Source organism: Xanthobacter autotrophicus (genome assembly GCF_030015065.1).
In the GTDB taxonomy this organism is placed as follows: Bacteria; Pseudomonadota; Alphaproteobacteria; order Rhizobiales; family Xanthobacteraceae; genus Xanthobacter; species Xanthobacter autotrophicus_D.
Genome location: NZ_JAIVFN010000036.1, coordinates 17,937 through 36,309 on the forward strand (window position 1 = coordinate 17,937; position 18,373 = coordinate 36,309).

The following is an 18,373-nucleotide window of genomic DNA, read 5'->3' on the forward strand; positions in this document are numbered from 1 at the left end:
CTTCAGAATGGATCTTGGTACACCCTATATCATACGGCCATCGCCGGCGCGGTGCCGTGGGGCGTGCTCCCCGAAATTGCGTCTTCCCGCATCACATCCGAGAACCGCCCCGCCTCGATGGCGAGGATGGCGCGCACCACTTCCGCTTCTTCCAGCACCCGGGGGAAATGCCGCGCGTGGGGGGCGGCGAGGGTGAGGCGGGCGATGGTCTGCGCCTCCTCCGGCGAGGGCGCCGCGCCGGCAAGAGCGACAAGGCTCGTGGGCAGGCCGATGGCGGCGTAGAAGCCCACGAGGTCGGCGAAGAAGGCCGCGTCGCGTCCCTCCAGCACCAGCTGCACCAGCACTCCGTAGGCGACTTCCAGCCCGTGCAGGGCGCGGGCGTATTTCGGCACGGCGGAGAGGCCGCGGGTCATGGAATGGGCGATGGAGAGGCCGCCGCTCTCGAAGCTGAGGCCGCTCATGAGCACGGTGGCCTCCACCACCAGGTCGAGGGCGTCGTCGGCGTCCTTGCGGTCCACGGCGGCGAGCGCCGCCGGGGCGTGGCGGCGCAGCACGTCATAGCAGCCGCGGGCGAGAATGAGGGCCGAGAAGGCCGGGTCGGCGCCGAATACGTTGCGGCCCTTGGCGGCCATGCAGCGCTCCACCTCGAACAGCTTCACCACCGCATCGCCGATGCCGGCGAGGAAAAGCTGGCGCGGCGCCTCGGCGATCACCTGCGTGTCCACCAGAACGAGGTCCGGATTTGCGGGCAGCTTCTCCACCGCCAGCAGGCGGTGGTCGTCGTCATAGAGCACGTAATTGTGGCTGGTGGGCGCGTCGGTGGAGGCGATGGTGGGGATGGTCGCCACCTTCGCCCCGATGCGGTTGGCCAGCGCCTTGCCCGCATCCATGCACTTGCCGCCGCCCGCCGCCGCCACCAGCGGGGGCGGGGTGTCGCCCAGCGCGGCCAGCAGGCGGTCGATCTCGGAGGGCGAGCTTTCCCCGCCGAAGCGCAGGCGTTGCAGCCGCACCCCGGCCTGTGCGCACGAGGCGGCGAGGCGCGCGCCGAAGAGATCGTCGATGACGGGGTCGATCACCAGCGCGGCGGCGTCGGCGAGGCGCGCCAGCTCGGGTCCCAGTTGGTCCAGTGCGCCCCTGCCCTGCACATAGCGCCGCGGCGCGCCGAATACCTTCATCTGTACCCTCCCAAGGCGAGGCCGCCCGATGGGCGTCGTTTAAAACATGATATATCGTGCATTATAATCGGAGATCAAGCGCTGCGGCGAGGCCGCCCGGTCCTTCCCGGCCGGCGCTGGCGGAGAGGCGCCGGGTTCTCCCTGCCGCAGCAGCGGCCTTTTCAGGGCCGGCCTTCCTGCCGTAAAAGACGGCATGCCGATCCGTCCCGCAACGCCCGCCGACATCCCCGCCATCGCCGCCATCTATGACGAGGCCGTGCGCACCGGCACCGCCTCGTTCGAGCTGACGCCGCCCGGCGTCGCCGAGATGACGCGCCGCCACGCGGCCGTGGTGGAGGCGGGCTTTCCCTATCTGGTCATGGAAGAGGACGGCGGGGTGCTGGGCTATGCCTATGCCAGCGCCTTCCGCCCGCGCATCGCCTATCGCCACACGGTGGAGAATTCCATCTATGTGGCGCCGGCGGCGCAGGGCAAGGGCATCGGCCGGGCGCTGCTGGAGGCGCTCATCGCCGCGTGCGCGGCGCGGGGCTTCCGCCAGATGGTGGCTGTGATCGGCGACAGCGCCAATGCGGGCTCCATTCGCCTGCATCGCGCCTGCGGCTTCGCCGATGTGGGCATCCTGCCCGCCACCGGCCTCAAGTTCGGCCGGTGGATCGACACGGTGCTGATGCAGCGCCCCCTCGGGCCGGGCGCCGAGGGCGTGCCCGAGGAGGCCGACCTCGGCTTCAGCGGGTGATGAGCGTGCCGGCGCCGTGGTCGGTGAGCAGTTCCAGCAGCACCGCGTGGGGCACCTTGCCGTCAAGGATGACGACGCCCTCCACGCCCTTCTCCAGAGCGTAGATGCAGGTCTCCACCTTGGGGATCATGCCACCCGAAATGGTGCCGTCCGCGATCAGCGCCCGCACCTCGGCGATGGTGAGCCTGGGCAGCAGCTGCTTGTTCTTGTCGAGCACGCCGGGCACGTCGGTGAGCAGCAGCAGGCGCTTGGCCCCGAGCGCGCCGGCGATGGCGCCGGCGAAGGTGTCGGCGTTCACGTTGTAGGTGCCGCCGTCCACCGCCGCGGCCACCGGCGCCAGCACCGGGATCAGCTCGCGGCCGAGGATCTGGTCGAGCACGGTGGTGTCCACCGTGTCCGGCTCGCCCACGAAGCCGAGGTCCACCACCTGCTCGATCTTGCTGCCGGGATCCATCACGATGCGGTTCGCCTTGCGGGCGCGCACCATGTTGCCGTCCTTGCCGCACAGGCCGATGGCCTTGCCGCCGGCCTCGTTGATGAAGCCCACGATCTGCTTGTTGATGGAACCGGCGAGCACCATCTCCACGATCTCGACCGTGGCCTTGTCGGTGATGCGCAGCCCGGCGGCGAACTCGGACTTGATGCCGAGCTTGGCCAGCATGGCGCCGATCTGCGGACCGCCGCCATGCACCACCACCGGGTTCACGCCCGACTGCTCCAGAAGCACGATGTCCTGCGCGAAGGTGCGCGCGCCCTCCTCGCCGCTGATGGCGTGGCCGCCATACTTCACCACGACGATGGCGTCGTCGTAGCGCTGCATGTGGGGCAGCGCCCTGGCCAGAACCTCGGCCTGCAACTGGGCCTGCAGCTGGGCTTCCGACACGGGAGTGGTAATGGGCTCGTTCATGACGCGCTCGCTCTGGTCCCTCGCGCCCGGCCGGCGCCGGGGCGGCGCCCTTCTAGCCGTTTCCCCGGCCCCGTGAAAGGGCGTGGTGCCGCGCCGTGCCATGCGCATATCTTTCGCTCGTTTTTCCCTTGCGTCAGTCTTTCCACGGTCGCGCAAAGGTGATCAGAAGCGGCCTCCGCTCCAACACATTCGGCAGGTCAACAGCCCCGCGCGCCGGGTGCGGGCCTGCCCGCAGGACGCTGCCGCCACCCGCTGCCGCCACCGTCGCCGCCACCCGCTCCAGCCCTTCGCCAGAGACCGCATGGCCCAGATGAACACCCCCTTGCTGCCCTCCGCCACGCCGTCCCGTGTCGGGCCCGCTTCCGCCCACGGCCATGCCGCGCCGCCGGAACGCCGGCCGCACGATTTGCGGGGACGCTGGATCGCGCTGCTGTTCATCGCCTGCCTCGCGCTGGTGGCGGTGCCGGTCGTGACGCACCCGCTCCCGCCTTTGTCGGACTACGTGAACCATCTCGCGCGCATGCACGTGATCGCCGAGCTGCCGCACAACCCCGACATCGCCCGGTTCTACTACCTGAAGTGGTCCATCCTGCCGAACCTGATGATGGACATGGTGGTGCCGGTGATCGACCGCCTCACCGACATCTACACCGCCGGCGAGATCTACACGCTGCTGTGCTTCGCCCTCATCGCCGGCGGGACGCTGACCCTCAACCGGGCGCTGTTCGGCATGTGGTCGGCGCTGCCGCTGGTGGCCTTCCCGCTGCTCTACAACGGCATCTTCCTCATCGGGGTGATGAACTATTATTTCGGCATCGGCCTCGCCCTGTTCGCGCTGGCCTTCTGGGTGTTGCTGCGGGACCGGCCGTGGCCGTGGCGCTACCTGGTCTCGACCCTGTTCGTGGTGGTGTTGTTCTTCTGCCACCTGTTCGCGGCGGGAGTGTATGGCGTCGGCCTCCTCGCCTACGAGCTCGACCGCCTGCGCCAGGGCCGCGGCCCGCTCGGCCCGCGGCTCCTCGGCTTCGCGGCGGCGGGTCTGCCCTTCCTGCCCATCGTTCCCATGCTCCTCGCCAGTCCCACCTGGGGCCTGAGCACTGAGAATATCTGGGAGCCGCAGGGCAAGGTGGACGGCATCGAAATGGTCGTGAACGTCTATTTCGACTATGTGGCCATCACGCTTTCCGCCGTGGTGGTGGGTGCCGCCATGTGGGCGGCGCGGCACCGCCTGCTGCATGTCCATTCGCTGATGCTGCCGCTGCTCCTGGTGGCGGGCGCCGTCTACCTCGCCATGCCGCGCGTGGTGTTCGCGAGCTACATGGCCGACCAGCGCCTGCCGGTGGCCATCGCCTTCTTCGTGCTTGCGGCCCTGCGCGCGGACCTGCGCCACCGGCTGGCCCGGCGCGGCTTCGCCGTGGTGCTCGTCCTGCTGCTGGCGGTGCGGGTGGGCGAGGTGCAGGTGGTGTGGAACCGCCTCTCCCAGTGGACCGTCGCGTTCAGCCAGTCGGTGAGCCTCATCAAGCCCGGCTCGCGCGTGCTCGTCGCCTATGCCGACATCAACGGCGGCAACGACCCGCGCGACCTCGGCCTCGTCCACGCCGCCTGCCTCGCCATGATCGAGAAATCGTCCCTGGTGACCACGGCGTTCGCGGTGAAGGGCAAGCAGATCCTGCGGGTCCACGAGCCCTATCGCAGCCACGTGGACACCGAGGACGGCACCCCGCCCCAGATCGAGCAGCTGCTCGTGACCGAGGAGGAGGGCACGGCGGACGGCCCGCGCTACTGGGACGTGTGGCCGCAGAACTTCGACTATGTCTACCTGCTCTTCACCGAGCGGGGCGCGCCCAATCCCGACAGCGATCGGCTGAAGCCGGTGTTCGAGGGCGAGCGCTTCCAGCTCTACCAGGTCATCCCGCCCACGGCCCCGCCGTCCTGACCACGGGGCGCCGTCACGGCGCCGTCACCGTCCGGTGCAAGGCATGCGCCTTTCCGGTACAGAGGCCGCATGGAAACCGTCTTCACCAACGCCCGCCTGATCCTCGACGACGCCGTCATCGACGGCACGGTCACCGTCCGCGACGGCGTGATCGCGGCCGTGGATGCAGGCCGCGCGCATGCGCCCTCCGCCGTCGATTGCGAGGGCGACTATCTGAGCGCGGGCATCGTCGACCTGCACACGGACGCGCTGGAAGGCCACTTCGTCCCGCGGCCCAAAGTGTTCTGGCCGGATGCGCGGGCCGCCGCCCTCGCCCATGACGGCCAGACGGTGGCGAGCGGCATCACCACCGTGTTCGACGCCATCTGCGCCGGCGGCTTCGACCAGGCCAAGGCCGAGCGGCGGGAGCTGTTCGAGCTGATGCTCGATGCGGTGGAAGGGGGCGCCGGCCTGTTCCGCGCCGATCATCTCGTGCATCTGCGCTGCGAGATGACCGATCCGGACCTGCTCGCGCTGGTGGAGCCGGCGCTGGAGCGCGGGACGCTGGCCTTCGCCTCGCTCATGGACCACACGCCCGGCGCCCGGCAGTGGCGCAACGTGGACGTGCTGCGGGGCTTCCTCCTCGGCATCGGCAAGGAGGCGGACGAGGCCGAGCGCGAGATCGCCGAGCGCACCGCGCGTGGGCGCTCCAATGTGGAGCGCAATTTCGCGCCGCTGGTGGAGATGCTGGCCGCGACCGGCCTGGTGCGTGCCAGCCACGACGACACCACGGGCGAGCATGTGCGCCTCGCCCGGGAGGCCGGCTGCACCGTGAGCGAGTTTCCCACCACCCGCGAAGCCGCGGCGGCGGCGCGCGAGGCGGGGCTTTCCACCATCGGCGGCGCTCCCAACGTGGTGCGCGGCGGCTCCCATTCCGGCGGCGTCGCCATGGGCGCCCTGGCCGGGGAGGGGCTGGTGGATGCCCTCGCCTCCGACTACGTGCCGGCGAGCCTGCTCCAGGCGGCGGCGCGGCTGCATTTCGCCGATGGCCTGCCGCTGGAGCGGGCCATGGCCCTCGTCACCCGCAACCCGGCCAGGATGGCGGGGCTCGCCGATCGCGGCCGCCTCGCCGAGGGGTTGCGCGCGGACCTGCTGCGGTTCCGCATGGTGGAGATGACGCCGGTGGTGCGCCATGTGACGGTGGAAGGCGAGCGGGTGTTCTGACGGCCCGCGGCGGATTTTGCATTTTCACCGGTTCTGGGAGGGCTTGGTCCTGGCGCCGCGGGCCCGGCACCGTCGGTGTCAAAACACCGGCGGCACGATGCCCACCGGGAACCCGGCCAGCTTGAGGGTTCCGGCGTCGAAGCCGAGGGCGAAGGTGGTGCCCTGGCGTCCCTCCACCTGGCCTTTCTTGCCCACCATGGCGAGGGCGCTGACGATGGGCGAGACCTCGCGCGGGATCACGCCGGCCTGGTCGAGCCCGCGCACCAGATCGGCGAGGCCGGCGAAGCCGAGATCGAGCTTGCCGTTGAGCCGCCCCTGCGGATCGAGGGAGAGCGCGCCCGAGGCGGTGGAGGCAAGCTTGGGCGAGGTCACCGCGAAGCGATCGAGGGTCGCCACGCCCCCCGCCGCCGCCCAGGCCCTGAGGCGCTGGGCCAGTGGCATGGGGCGCAGGTCCGCCGAGGCGGTGACCGTGCCCTGCAGGGTCATGTCCACCGGGCCGCTCACGCCCAGGGCGCCGAGCAGCGGGCTTTCGCCGCCGAGCATGCCGGAGGCGTAATCCACGCCGTCGGGCTTGCCGTCCGTGCCGGCGGCGCGGCGGGCATGGAACTCGAACAGGCGCGCTGTGGCGAGCGGCGTGGGCGCCGCGCCCGGCGCGCCGGGCTGCTCGATCCGCATGTCGTGGGACTGCAGCGAGAAGCGCTGGGGCCGGCCGGAAAGGTCGCCGATGCCGCTGATCTGCAGCAGCGACCATGCCGCCGCATAGATGCTCCTGGTATTGAGGTCTTCCACCCGCGCCGGGCCGGTGAACTCGGCTACGATGTGGTTGGGTGCCCACACCTGCGCCACCGCATGGCCCGAGACGGCGGTGAAGCGCATGGCGTCGCCGCCGCGCGTTTCCAGCGTCGGGGACTGGCAGCGCAGCTCGAAGCGGAACGGGAAGCCGGCGAGGCTGCGGTCGGCACAGCCCCAGATGCGGCCGAGCCGCGCTTCCCGGCTGATCCAGGCGTCGATCTCGCGCTCGGCGCGGTCGGCCGCATAGAACCACAGGCCGCTCCAGATGACCGCGACGGTCACCACGAGCGCCAGGGGGACGATGACGAGCCACGGCTTGCGGCGGGGAGGAAGAGCGTCGGTGACGGTCATGAACGTCCCTGGGGTGGTGTCCGCCGGAGCCTTCTCGCGTTTCGTCGCCGCGCGCAATGGCTCCCGCGCCTGATGTCGATATCCCGGAACCGGTTCCGGTTTCCAGACGAGAGCATGCATTGCTCCCCGCTTGCGGGCTTCGATCCGCTGCGCCCGAGGGCGTCGCGCACCGAAGCTTGCGGCGGCTGGCGCCGGCTGTTAGGCGACGGTCCGGCGGTTCTGTCAACGTCCGAGCGTTTTCGGGCGAAACCGAGACGGTTCGCGTCGAGCGTAGATGGTAAAGCGAGGCTGGAGCATCGGGCGCATCCATGGGCGAGGAGCACGCGGCAAAGACCGGCAGGCCGGACGCGGGCGACGTCTGGGTGTTCGCCTATGGCTCGCTCATGTGGAATCCCGGCTTTGCCTTCGCCGAACGCTGCGAGGCGCGGCTCACCGGCGCGCACCGGACGCTGTGCGTCTATTCATTCCACCATCGCGGTACGCCTGAACGGCCCGGCCTCGTGCTCGGCCTCGATCTGGGCGGCGCGTGCCGGGGCATCGCCTACCGCGTGACGGGCGCGGACTGGCCGCAGACCCACGCCTACCTCACCGAGCGGGAGCAGATTTCCGGCGTCTATCGCGAGGTGACGCGCCGCATCAGCCTGCTGGACGGATCGGACCGCGAGGCCGTCGCCGTCGCCTATCTGGTGAACCGCGCCCATCCCCAATATGCGCGGGGCCTGACGCTGGAGGACCAGCTGCACCTGGTGCGGCGCTCGCACGGCAAGTCGGGGCCGAACACGGATTATGTGGTTGCCACGGTGAAGGCGCTGGAGGGTCTCGGCATCCGCGACACGGCGCTGACCTATATCGTCCACCATCTGGCGGGCGGCCATGGCGCTCCGGCGGATCTGCCCGCTGCGGACGACGACACCCTGCCCTGAGCCGGCGTCGATACGCCTGCCCTTTGCCCCCGGCGCCGGGGGGCAATTGGCAAACTCGCGGTCCGGCGGGGCGCACAGGTGCCCTTAACCGGCGCCGCGCGGGCTTGACGAACGGCCGATGGGCGAGATCACCCGTCAGGCGGCGTGGCGGCGGTCCATGCGGCAGCGCGGCAGGCCGGCAGCCCGGGCCGGGGCAAGGGCGCTCGCGCGCTCCATCAGGCGGCGCAGCGTGGGGGCGCCCTCGTCGCCGAAGACGTGGATGTGGATTTCGTCACCCCGCGTTCGCAGCGCGGCGATGCGCGCCGCCTCGCCTGCGGGGCCGGCCCACATGGCGATGGCGCCTGCCGGCGTGCGCCGCGTGACCACGGCCAGGGCGTCGGGATAATCGGGAGCGGCGTCGGCTGGATAGACGGAGAACACATGGCGCACGCCGTTCTCGTCGCGCCAGAAACGGTAGCGCGATCCAAGGCCGCCGTGCTTCAAACCGTTGAGGTTGCCGGCATCCACGAGGGGGACAAGGAGCGAATCAGTTGCGTTCATGAGAACGAAACTAGAACGATCTCCGTGCCGCGATCAAGAGTTTTCCACAGGCGGTGGAAAACGGGGATCAGGCGGCGGTTCCGGCCGGCCTGGGCAGGTCGTCCGGGGCCGCCGTACCCAGGTCCTTCAGGCCTTCCGCGAGCAGGCGGTCGCTGGCGGTCTCGATATCCGCCTGCAGGCGCGCCATGAAGGCGGACCGCCCGAGGCCGGGGGGGATGGGCGGAAGGACCTCGACCCTGATGGTCCCCGGCCGCCGGATGATGGCGCGGCGCGGCCAGTATAGCCCGGAATTGAGGGCGATGGGCAGGCAGGGCACGTTCAGGCTGGCATAGAGGTGGGAGACGCCGAGCTTGTAGTCCGGCGGCGCGCCGGGCGGGCGCCGCGTGCCCTCGGGGAAGATCAGGATCTGGCGGCCCTCGGCCATGTCGGCCTGCGCCCGCCGGGTCATGGCCTTGAGCGCCGCCGAGCCGCCCTTGCGGTCGATGGGGATCATGCGCGCCTTGGTGGCGAACCAGCCGAAGACCGGGATGCGCATCAATTCCTGTTTCAGGATGAAGGCGGGGTCCGAGAACAGGGGCAGGAGGGCGAAGGTCTCCCATGCCGACTGGTGCTTGGCGGCGATCAGCAGCGGTCCTTCTGGGATGTTCTCCAGCCCGTGGAACTCGGCCCTGGTGCCGGCGATGACGCGCAGCAGCACGCGGTTGGTGGCCACCCACCACATCACGCTGGTCCGCCACAGCAGCTTGCGCGGCAGGACCGGCACCAGCGGCATGAACAGCAGCATGTAGAAGATGGTGGTCCCGTAGAAGGCGACCTGGAAGGCCAGCGAGCGCAGGAGAGTGAGAACGCCGGTCACGAGGGTCTCCAGTCGCTTGGGTTCGGGGTCGCCGGGGGCCGTCCGGTGCGCGCGATCGGGCCGGGCGGCCACCTGATCGGCGAAACCGGCCCCGAACTCAAGGGCGAACTGCTCAAGAGCACGCGCCGATCAGCTTGCATCGCAAGCTGATCGGGCACCGCGCTCTCTTTCTTGAATTTGGAGGGCGCCGGGCGGGCATCAGGGCGAAAGGCGCGCTTCCGCCGGTCGCAGGGCGGCGCCGGCGGTGGGCGCCGAGGCGGGAGTGAGCCGGAGCGGCGCCGGGGCCGATGACGCTGGCGCGCCGGTGGAGGACGGCGCCGGGCGTGGAGCCTCGCCGGGACCGGCCACCGCCTGGGCCGGACGGATCTTCACCGTGGCCATGATGAATTTGAGGTATTCTTTCACCAGCAGCCTGAGCGTGCCGGGATCGCTCCACCAGCTTTCCGGCTGGGTGCGGGTGGTGACCACGGGATAGGCCACCAGCTCCACGTCGGGCAGCGCGCGGCCCAGCTCCATCATGGCGCGGGGCATGTGCCAGGAGGAGGTGACCACCACGAGCGAGCGGAAGCGCTTCTCGCGGGTCCATTCCGCCGCCTCCAGCGCGTTGCCGCGGGTGTTGAGCGCCTTGTGGCCGAGATCAATGCAGCAGCCGAGCAGATGCTCGCCATCGGGCAGGGCGCGGCGCATCTCGTCGGTGGTGGTGGCGGGATTGACGCCGGTGATCAGCAGGCGCCGGCCGCGTCCATCGGCCAGTAGGCCCACCGCGTCCATGATGCGCGACGGCCCGCCGGTGAGCACCACGATGGCGTCGGCCGATTTCACCGCCGCCGGCTCGCGCGCCGCGATCCGGGCGGTGAAGGCCAGGAAGCCCGCCGCGCCGGCCACGCCGGCCAGGCCCACGAGCAGCACCATGCCCACGGCGACGCGGCGCAGGACGCGCCATCGGCGGCCCGGAGGCTTCGCCCCGGCGCCCGTGCTCCCCTTCGCGGTATCGCTCTGCCGCACCGTTCTGCGCTCGGTGTTGGACATGGTCATAGATTAAAGCATGCCCATGGAATACGGCAGAGGCGAGGACGATCCACGGGACGGGAGGTCCGCGCCTGCGCCGGGGCGCAGCTTCACTGGATCGTCCTCAACGTCCGGTAAACGGTGACGCGGGAGGTCAGCGCGGTGGCCAGCGCCACCACCGCCACCGCCAGCGCGATGCCGAGGAAGCCCCACGGGCCGGGATTGAGCCAGCTCACCACCGTGGGCAATTCCGGATCGCCGCCGAGGCCGAGCTTCGGCAGGGCCGCGAGGGCGCCGAACACCGCCGCCGCGCCGAGGCCGCCGATGAGCCCGCCCTGGGTGCCGATCTTGAGGAAATGGCGCTGGAACTGGGCGGCGATGAAGCCGTCCCGCGCGCCAACGAAATGCAGCACCTCCACCACCGCGCGGTTGGTGGCGACCGCCGCGCGGGTGGCGAACACCACCGAGAGCACGGTGGCAAGCCCCACCAGCACCAGAAGCACGACGCCGATGAGCATCACCGCGTCGGTCACCGCCACGAGGCGCCGCGACCAGCCGCGATGATCGTCGAGGGAGGCGGTGGGGATCTTGTCGGTCAGCGTGCGCCTCAGCCGGGAGAGGTCGGCGGTGCCGGCGCCGTCGAGGCGCAGCACCACCACCCGGGGCACCGGCAGGTCGTTGAGGTCGAGGCCGGAGCCCAGCCACGGCTCCAGCAGGCGGGAGGTCTCCTCGCCGGTGAGGATGTGGGCGTCGGCGATGCCGGGGGTCTTGCGGGCGATGTCGGCGGCGGCCTGCACCTGGGCATCCGTGGTGGCCTTGTCGCCGGCCCGGATCTGGATGGTGACCTCCCGCGTCACGTCCGAGCGCCACTGGCTGGCGGTGCCGCGCACCGCCACGGCCGAGCCGATGGTGATGCCGGCGAGGAAGGTCATGATGGCCACCACCGCCACCAGCGCCCGCCCGGCAATGGTGGAGGAGGGCACGATGGAGGTGGGCTGGCGCGCCTTTTCGGGGCGGACCTTGGCCGGCTGGGTGGCGGCCCGCGCCGGGTCGCCCGGCACGGCGGCGGCCGGCGTCTTGCCGGCGGGGGCGGCGTCATTCGTAGACATAGAGGCGACCGTCGGCGATCACGAGGCGGCGGGCGTCGTACTGGTCCATGAGGGCGATGTCATGGGTGGCCAGCAGCACCGACGTGCCGGACTTGTTGAGTTCGATGAACAGGCGCAGCAGCCGGCGGGCGAGGGTGGGGTCCACATTGCCCGTGGGCTCGTCGGCAAGCAGGAATTCCGGCCGGCCGATGAGGGCGCGGGCGATGGCGGTGCGCTGCTTCTCGCCGCCGGAGAGGATGGGCGGCAGCACGTGCATGCGATCGCCGAGGCCCACCCAGCCCAGAAGCTCGGTCACCTCGGCGCGGTAGCTCGCCTCCTCCTTGCCGAGCACGCGCAAGGGCAGCGAGACGTTCTCGTAGGTGGTGAGGTGGTCCAGCAGCCGGAAATCCTGGAACACGATGCCGATGCGCCGGCGCAGCACCGCCACCTCGTCCGGATCGAGGGAGGAGACATCCCGCCCGAACAGGGTGATGAGCCCGCGCGTGGGCTTCAGCGACAGGAACAAAAGGCGCATGAGCGTGGTCTTGCCGGCGCCCGAGGGGCCGGTGAGAAACTGGAACGAATTGGGCTCGATGCCGAAGGAGACATCCTTCAGCACCTCCTGTCCCATGCCGTATCTCAAGCCGACATTCTCGAACCGGACCAACGCCCCTTCCTTCCCGCGAATCGCCTGCGGCGCATGCGGTCCCAACATAAACGAAGCGCGCCGCCCCGCCACCGGGCGGTGTCGCCGCCGGCCCCGGCGCGCCGCCCCCACCGTTTGCAGGTGAACCCTCTCCCGCTTGCGGGGGAGAGGGTAGCGTGCCGACGCGCCCCTCCCGGCTGGACGCCCCGCGCCCGAAGGCCCATGCTCGCGCATCTTGCGACGAGGAACCATGACCCTGCCGAATGTCACCGTTCTCTATGACGAGAACCGCATCGCCGCCCGCAACCACTCCCTCGCGGCCGAGATCGCCGCCATCAACCCGGAGCGCCTGCTCGCCGTCGCGGTGCTGAAGGGCTCCTTCATGTTCGCAGCCGACCTGCTGCGCGCCCTGCACGCCTCCGGCCTCGAGCCGGAAGTGGAGTTCGTGCACCTGTCCTCCTACCGCGAGGCCACCATCTCCTCGGGTCAGGTGGAGATCCTGCGGGACGTGCAGAGCGACGTTCGCGACCGCGATGTGCTGCTCATCGACGACATCCTGGAATCGGGCCGCACCCTGGCCTTCGCCAAGGATCTCCTGATGGCGCGCGGGGCGCGGCGGGTGCTGGTGTGCGTGCTGCTGGAGAAGCCCGGCAAGCGCGCGGTGCACATTGATCCGGATTTCGTCGGCTTCACCTGCCCGGACCTGTTCGTGGTCGGCTACGGCATGGACGTGGCCCATGCCTTCCGCCAGCTGCCCTATATCGGGCACATCCAGGGGCTGGAATAATACCACCGGCCCGTGAGCGAAGCCCGCCTGGCGCCGGTCAGAGACCGGGGCCGATGGCAGGAGGCGCCGCGGGGCGCCGCGGGGCTCAGCCGCCCTTCATGCGCGCGGCGATGCGCTCGCCGATCTCGTAGGCCCGCTGCTCCAGCAGCACCGGCATCTCGCACACATAGGTGAGGGAGCGCGCCCGCTCGTCGAAGATGCGGGCGTCCCAGGTCAGCTGCTCGTCCAGCGCCTTGGTCTCGGCGGTGTCGGTGCTGCCGGACGAGGTCCGGGCCTGGCTGAGCTTGTCGCCCTCCTCGCGGATGCGGTCGGCGAGGCGCTGCTGCCCGCGGGCGTAGCGCTCGATGCCGTGCATGACGCGGCTGCGCTCGGTGTTGATGATCTCATAGGCCCCGGCCATCACCCGCAGCAGCCGGGTGCTGGCATCCGGGCCCGCCTCCCGCGCGAACAGCTGGAGCACCACGTCCACCTCGTCCATGGGGGTGCGGCGGGAGGCGATCTTCTGGGCGACGGCGGCGGCCTCCTGGTCGTCGGTCCACCTGCCGGCGGAGGCCGGGTCGGGCCCGTTCCACACCTGGGCGAGGTCGATCTCCGGTGTCTTGCGCTGGATGCAGGGCCAGTCCGGATCCGCCTTGGGCTGGGCCGGCGCGGCCACCGGCGCGGCCAAAAGGACGCCGGCGGCCAACAAGGCGAGGGAAAGCGGACGCATCACGCGGCTTCTCCTTTGGGACCGCCCCGCCGCCCCATGATGCCGCGCCCGGGATCGTAGGCGACGACGGCGAGGGCGAAGAAGGCGATGGTGGTGCCGAGCACGACGGCGAACGCGGTGGGCTCGAACGCGCCGTAGAGCGCGTTGCGCACCAGCTCCACGGCGTGGGTGAAGGGATTGAGGAGGCAGACCAGGTAAAGCGCCTCGCTCGCCTCGCGAACCCGCCACAGGGGGTAGAGGGCCGAGGAGGCGAAGAACATGGGGAAGATGACGAAGTTCATCACGCTGGCGAAATTCTCCAGCTGCCGGATCAGCGAGGAGATGACCAGCCCGATGGAGCCCAGCATCAGCCCGGTGAGGATGAAGGCGGGCAGGGCCGCCAGATAGCCCATGGGCGGCATCTCCACCTCCCACAGCCGGGCGATGGCGAGGAACACATAGACCTGCGCCAGCGACACCACCACGCCCGCCACCAGCTTCGACAGCAGGAGGTACCACCGTGGGAACGGGCTGGTGAGCAGCACCCGCATGGAGCCCACCTCCCGGTCGTAGACCATGGAGAGGGAGGACTGCATGCCGTTGAAGAGCTGGATCATCACCGCGAGGCCCGGCGTCACGTAGACCTCGTAGAGCACGTAGGTCTCGTAGGGCGGGATGATGGAGACGCCCAGCACGCTGCGGAAGCCGGCGGCGAAGATGAACAGCCACACCAGCGGCCGCACCAGAGCGGAGAGGAACCGCTCCTTCTGCTGCACGAAGCGCAGCAGCTCGCGGTTCACGATGCCGGCGAGGCACACGGCATAGCCGGCGGCGCCGAGGGCGCGCACGGGACGGACCATGTGGCGGGGAGGCAGAGCCGCGTCGGTCATTGCGGGAGCCTCGTGCGGGTTCTCGTGTGGGTTCTCATGCCGGTTCTCATGCCGCATCCTCCGCGCGGGCCCCGGTCATGGCGCGGAAGGCGGCTTCCAGGGCGGCTGTGGCCCCTTCCGGCGCCGGGGGCTCCGCCCCGGTCCGGGCGGGCGCGAGATGGCCGCCGGCCACCTCGTCCGCCGAGCCGTGGGCGATGATGCGACCCTTGTCGAGCACGTAGATCTCGTCCTGCGGGTGGACCTCGTCGAAGATGTGGGTGGCCCACAGCACCGCGAGGCCCTCCTCGACCACCAGCTTGCGCACGATGTCCACGATGGCGGCGCGCGAGGCGAGGTCGAGGCCCACGGTGGCCTCGTCCAGCAGCAACAGGCGCGGGCGGTGGATGAGGGCGCGGGCGATCTCCACCCGCCGCGCCTGTCCGCCGGAAAGGGTGCGCACCTTCTCGTTCAGCCGGTCGGCGAGGCCCACCAGATGGAGCAGCGCCGAGATACGCGCCTTCAGAGGCCGGCCGGCGAGGCCGTGGAGGGCGGCGTGGTAGGCGAGGTTCTGGCTCACGGTCAGGTCGAGGTCGAGGGTGCGGCTCTGGAACACGACGCCCAGCTCCGCCAGCGCCGCAGAGGGCGCGCGCGCGAGGTCGTGGCCGAAGATGCGCACCGCCCCCTCGCGCGTGCTGTAGAGCCGCGTCGCCAGTGAGAACAGGGTGGTCTTGCCTGCGCCATTGGGGCCGAGCAGCGCCACGAAGCGCCCCGCCGGGACGGTCAGGGACACGTCGTCGAGCGCGCGTCTGGGGCCGAAGGCGTGGCTGACCGCGCGGATTTCCAGCGCCGGCGCTTCCTGATCGTTCATGCCGCCTCTCCGGGCCGTGCCGGATTCAACCCTCGCACCTATTGGGGCGAGACCACAACGCCCCACGGGGCACCGCCCACCTTGATGGATTTCACCACCTTCAGCTCGGGCACGTCGATGACGGAGACATCGTTGGAATTGCCGTTGGTGGTGAACAGCAGCTTCTCGTCTGGGGTGAGGGCGAGCTGCCACACGCGCTGGCCCACGAGGAGATATTTCTCCACCTCGAAGGTCTCGGTATTCACCACCGCCACGCGGTTGGCCGGGCCCAGCGCCACGAACGCCTTCTTGCCGTCCCTGGTGATGCGGATGCCCACGGGCTGGATCGCCTCCTTGGAGACGCCGGGGATCTTGAAGCTGATCTTCCTGATGATCTGGCGGGTCTGCGGATCAATCACCGCGACCGTGCCGCCCACCTCGGCGGACACCCACAGGTGCTTGCCGTCGGCGGAGAATTCGGCGAAGCGCGGGCGCGCGTCCACCAGCACGTTGCCCACGATCTTGTTGGTCTTGGTGTCGATGAAATGGGCCATGTTGGTGGTTTCGGACGTGGCGATGAGGGTGCCGCCGTCCGGGCTCACGGCCATGCCTTCCGGCTCGGTGCCCACCGGCACCTGGGCAACGACCTTGTTGGCCTCCACGTCGAGGACGGTGACCTGGTTGTCGTCCTCGTTGGCGATGTAAAGCGGATTGCCGGTGGGGTGCAGCGCGAACAGCTCCGGATCGGGGCCGGACTTCAGCTTGCGCAGGATCTTCAGGCTCGCCGGATCAATCACCTGGACGGTGTGGTCGTCACTGGCGCAGACATAGACCACCTTGCCGTCCGGGCTCATGGTGATGCCGCGGGGGCGCCGGCCCACCTTCACGGTCTGCTTCACCTCCAGCGTCGCTGAATCGATGACGCTGATGGAGTTTCCCTTCTCGTTGGAGACATAGACGGTATAGGCGGAGGCCGCGTCGGCGGCGAAGAGCGCGGCGGCGCCGGCGAGAAGCGGCAGGACGCGGCGCGCGGCGAGCCGCGGGCGGGAACAAGGGGTCATCGGCTCTTTCCTCCAGACAGGTGGCGCTTTTTCGCGCGCGTTTGCTTGGTGCGTTTACTTGGTGCGTTTGCTTGGGTCGCCGCCCCTTCGAGGCGGCGCGAGCCAGGCCGGCACTATTTCAATCGGCACTTGGATTCACCCTCGTCGGTGCCGAGGGTGTCGAGCGGGGTGCGCTGGTGCAGGAAGCCCTCCTCCGGCGCCACCGAGACGATGCCGAGCGGCTGCGCGATGAGCAGCGGCTGGCGCAATTGCTGGTCCCACGGGCGGATGCTCACCGGCACGCCCTTGAAGGCCGCGAGGCTGAAGTCCGGCGTGCGCAGGAAGGCGCGGATGGCCACCGGATCGGCGCTCCTGGTGCGGGTCGTCGCCTCGCCGATCATGCGCGCGGCGACCCAGGCCTGATAGTCCGCCGGCCGCATGGTGCGGGAGGCCGAGCGCAGGAAGCGGCTCTGCAACTGGGCCGAGCCCCAGGCATCCTGCGCCTGGTGCCAGGTGGAGGCGGTGAGGCCCTGCGTGCCCACCACCAGGCGCGGCTCGAAGGTGCGGAAGGGGATGTAGTTGCCGAAGTCGTTGGCCTCGTCCGCCACCACGATCACGTCCGCGTCCACGCCCCGGCTGAAGACCAGGGCGTCGGAGCGGGTGATGCTGTCGGAGCGGTCGCGCCCCAGCGGGCCGAAGGTCCAGGGCTTGTCGGCGACGATCTTCAGCCCGAATTTCTTCGCCGAGCGGCGCAGCGCCTCGGCGTAGAGCTGGTCCCCCGGCTGCGGCCCGACGATGAGGAACAGCTTCGACCAGCGCTTGGAGGCGAGGAACTGGGCGAGGGCGTCGGTGAGCATGGCGCGGCTCGGCGCCACGTGGAACACGTCGGCGCGGCATTGCTCCGCGCGCAGCGCATCGTCGGTGGCGCCCACGTTGAAGACGAGAACGCCCTTGTCCTTCACCGCGTCGGCCACCTTGAGGAGGGCGTCGCCGGGCAGGTTCGCGATGAGGAGGCGCGTCCCGCCCTCCGCCAAGGCGCGGGCGGCGGCGACCGGGTCCTCGTCCTCGGCCAGGGTGGTGGTCTCGAGGGTGAAGCTCTGGCCGGTGAAGAGACCGGTGGTGGCATTGTCCCTCACCGCCAGCTCGGCCCCGGCCACGGCCTCGTCCTCCGGCACGGCGAGGAGGTCGTAGAGCGGGGGCGGCGGCACGGCGTGGGTGATCAGGCCGATGCGCACCTCCAGCGGCTTGGGCTCGGATTTGACCTCGGATGCCGGGGGCTGCTGCGGATATGCCGGGGCCGGGGCCAGCACCCCGAGGGCGACGGCCGGAAGCAGCAGGCGAAGAATGCGCGTCAGCATGGGGCCAAAGTCACCATGGGGCCAAGGTCAGCGTGAGTTCAGCATGGTGTGGGACGATCACGATCCGGAAACGGGAAGATCTAGACACCATCGTCTCAGGGGCGCAACCAAATAGATCTAAGAAAACAATAAGATGTTCCCGGCTTGCCACGCGCCGGGCGGCTGTGACACCCTTGACGGGAAAAGGGTGCCGGCCATGCGGTGTGCATATGTCTTTCTGCTTTCCGCCGTTCTGGCGGGCGCGGGTCCGGCCGTGGCCGCGACGCGCGCGCAGGCGGCTTCGGCCGGCGTGCCGACCGCTGTGTTCGGCTTCGAGTTCTTCGACGACACCCTCGACACCCGCGCGGAGGTGCAGGCCGAGCAGGCGGCGCGCCTGAAGCTGGTCAATGCGGAGCTGGCCCGGCTCGTCGCCGAATCCGGGGAGATGGCGCCGGTGGATCTTCAGGGCGAGGCCGCGCGCATCGCCGAGCTTGCGCCCTTCTACAAATGCAATGGCTGCGAGGCGGACATTGCCGGCGCCGCCGGGGCGCGCCTCGAAATGCTGGGCATGGTGCGCAAGATCTCCAACCTCATCCTTACCATCACCATCAAGGTCCAGGAGGTGGGCGGGGCGGAAAAGCTGGTCC

At 70.1% G+C, this 18,373-nt stretch carries 19 protein-coding genes; 6 read left to right on the plus strand and 13 right to left on the minus strand.

Annotation, left to right across the window (positions count from 1 at the left end):
* Positions 1 to 29 precede the first annotated feature (29 nt).
* Positions 30 to 1,175: a glycerol dehydrogenase gene (locus tag K9U40_RS09640; RefSeq protein WP_282889981.1), complete on the minus strand. Its 1,146-nt coding sequence runs from the start codon at positions 1,173 to 1,175 to the stop codon at positions 30 to 32.
* A 193-nt stretch (positions 1,176 to 1,368) separates the two neighbouring features.
* Here K9U40_RS09640 and K9U40_RS09645 point away from each other — a divergent pair, with 193 nt between their 5' ends.
* Positions 1,369 to 1,911 carry a GNAT family N-acetyltransferase gene (locus K9U40_RS09645; RefSeq protein ID WP_282889982.1) on the plus strand — a complete coding sequence of 181 codons (543 nt, stop codon included), beginning with the start codon at positions 1,369 to 1,371 and terminating at the stop codon, positions 1,909 to 1,911.
* Here K9U40_RS09645 and argB read toward each other — a convergent pair.
* Positions 1,901 to 2,818: an acetylglutamate kinase gene (argB, locus tag K9U40_RS09650; RefSeq protein WP_282889983.1), complete on the minus strand. Its 918-nt coding sequence runs from the start codon at positions 2,816 to 2,818 to the stop codon at positions 1,901 to 1,903. The genes K9U40_RS09645 and argB overlap by 11 nt on opposite strands.
* Before the next feature lie 301 nt (positions 2,819 to 3,119).
* Here argB and K9U40_RS09655 point away from each other — a divergent pair, with 301 nt between their 5' ends.
* Both K9U40_RS09655 and K9U40_RS09660 read left to right on the plus strand, forming a co-directional pair.
* Entirely contained in the window at positions 3,120 to 4,751 is a 1,632-nt protein-coding gene (locus tag K9U40_RS09655; protein ID WP_282889984.1) for a hypothetical protein, read from the plus strand.
* 69 nt (positions 4,752 to 4,820) lie between these two features.
* Positions 4,821 to 5,954 carry an alpha-D-ribose 1-methylphosphonate 5-triphosphate diphosphatase gene (locus K9U40_RS09660; protein WP_282889985.1) on the plus strand — a complete coding sequence of 378 codons (1,134 nt, stop codon included), beginning with the start codon at positions 4,821 to 4,823 and terminating at the stop codon, positions 5,952 to 5,954.
* 78 nt (positions 5,955 to 6,032) lie between these two features.
* Here K9U40_RS09660 and K9U40_RS09665 read toward each other — a convergent pair whose 3' ends face one another.
* Positions 6,033 to 7,097 (minus strand): DUF2125 domain-containing protein, encoded by a 1,065-nt coding sequence (locus K9U40_RS09665; protein ID WP_282889986.1) that lies wholly within the window; start codon positions 7,095 to 7,097, stop codon positions 6,033 to 6,035.
* 308 nt (positions 7,098 to 7,405) lie between these two features.
* On the opposite strand from K9U40_RS09665, the gene K9U40_RS09670 reads away from it, so the two are divergent.
* Positions 7,406 to 8,020, plus strand: coding sequence for a gamma-glutamylcyclotransferase (locus K9U40_RS09670; RefSeq protein WP_282889987.1), 615 nt, complete (start codon positions 7,406 to 7,408; stop codon positions 8,018 to 8,020).
* 135 nt (positions 8,021 to 8,155) lie between these two features.
* Here the strand turns inward: K9U40_RS09670 and K9U40_RS09675 are convergent, their stop codons facing one another.
* From K9U40_RS09675 to ftsE, 5 genes are all read right to left on the minus strand, one after another.
* Positions 8,156 to 8,560: a hypothetical protein gene (locus K9U40_RS09675; RefSeq protein ID WP_282889988.1), complete on the minus strand. Its 405-nt coding sequence runs from the start codon at positions 8,558 to 8,560 to the stop codon at positions 8,156 to 8,158.
* 67 nt (positions 8,561 to 8,627) lie between these two features.
* Entirely contained in the window at positions 8,628 to 9,416 is a 789-nt protein-coding gene (locus K9U40_RS09680; RefSeq protein WP_282889989.1) for a lysophospholipid acyltransferase family protein, read from the minus strand.
* A gap of 198 nt (positions 9,417 to 9,614) precedes the next feature.
* Positions 9,615 to 10,451, minus strand: coding sequence for a YdcF family protein (locus K9U40_RS09685; protein ID WP_282889990.1), 837 nt, complete (start codon positions 10,449 to 10,451; stop codon positions 9,615 to 9,617).
* A gap of 83 nt (positions 10,452 to 10,534) precedes the next feature.
* Complete coding sequence (locus K9U40_RS09690) at positions 10,535 to 11,533, minus strand: cell division protein FtsX (protein ID WP_282889991.1); 999 nt, start codon at positions 11,531 to 11,533, stop codon at positions 10,535 to 10,537.
* Positions 11,520 to 12,179: a cell division ATP-binding protein FtsE gene (ftsE, locus tag K9U40_RS09695; RefSeq protein ID WP_282889992.1), complete on the minus strand. Its 660-nt coding sequence runs from the start codon at positions 12,177 to 12,179 to the stop codon at positions 11,520 to 11,522. The genes K9U40_RS09690 and ftsE overlap by 14 nt, the downstream gene beginning before the upstream one ends.
* A 229-nt stretch (positions 12,180 to 12,408) precedes the next feature.
* On the opposite strand from ftsE, the gene hpt reads away from it, so the two are divergent.
* On the plus strand, positions 12,409 to 12,945 hold the full coding sequence (hpt, locus tag K9U40_RS09700) for a hypoxanthine phosphoribosyltransferase (protein ID WP_282889993.1): 537 nt from the start codon (positions 12,409 to 12,411) through the stop codon (positions 12,943 to 12,945).
* An 85-nt stretch (positions 12,946 to 13,030) separates the two neighbouring features.
* On the opposite strand, the gene K9U40_RS09705 is transcribed toward hpt, so the two are convergent.
* The 5 genes from K9U40_RS09705 to K9U40_RS09725 all read right to left on the minus strand — a co-directional run bounded on the left by K9U40_RS09705 (position 13,031) and on the right by K9U40_RS09725 (position 17,747).
* On the minus strand, positions 13,031 to 13,654 hold the full coding sequence (locus K9U40_RS09705) for a hypothetical protein (RefSeq protein ID WP_282889994.1): 624 nt from the start codon (positions 13,652 to 13,654) through the stop codon (positions 13,031 to 13,033).
* Complete coding sequence (locus tag K9U40_RS09710; RefSeq protein ID WP_282889995.1) at positions 13,654 to 14,523, minus strand: ABC transporter permease; 870 nt, start codon at positions 14,521 to 14,523, stop codon at positions 13,654 to 13,656. Before K9U40_RS09710 ends, K9U40_RS09705 begins: the two co-directional genes overlap by 1 nt.
* Before the next feature lie 46 nt (positions 14,524 to 14,569).
* The gene (locus K9U40_RS09715) at positions 14,570 to 15,370 is read right to left on the minus strand and encodes an ABC transporter ATP-binding protein (RefSeq protein WP_282889996.1); all 801 of its coding nucleotides are present in this window, start codon (positions 15,368 to 15,370) and stop codon (positions 14,570 to 14,572) included.
* A 38-nt stretch (positions 15,371 to 15,408) separates the two neighbouring features.
* On the minus strand, positions 15,409 to 16,410 hold the full coding sequence (locus K9U40_RS09720; protein WP_282889997.1) for a YVTN family beta-propeller repeat protein: 1,002 nt from the start codon (positions 16,408 to 16,410) through the stop codon (positions 15,409 to 15,411).
* Positions 16,411 to 16,523: 113 nt separating this feature from the next.
* Entirely contained in the window at positions 16,524 to 17,747 is a 1,224-nt protein-coding gene (locus tag K9U40_RS09725; RefSeq protein WP_282889998.1) for an ABC transporter substrate-binding protein, read from the minus strand.
* Positions 17,748 to 18,000: 253 nt separating this feature from the next.
* Between K9U40_RS09725 and K9U40_RS09730 the strand changes: the two genes are divergently transcribed.
* Positions 18,001 to 18,373 (plus strand): DUF3280 domain-containing protein (locus K9U40_RS09730; protein WP_282889999.1); only part of this gene is annotated, 373 nt, incomplete at its 3' end.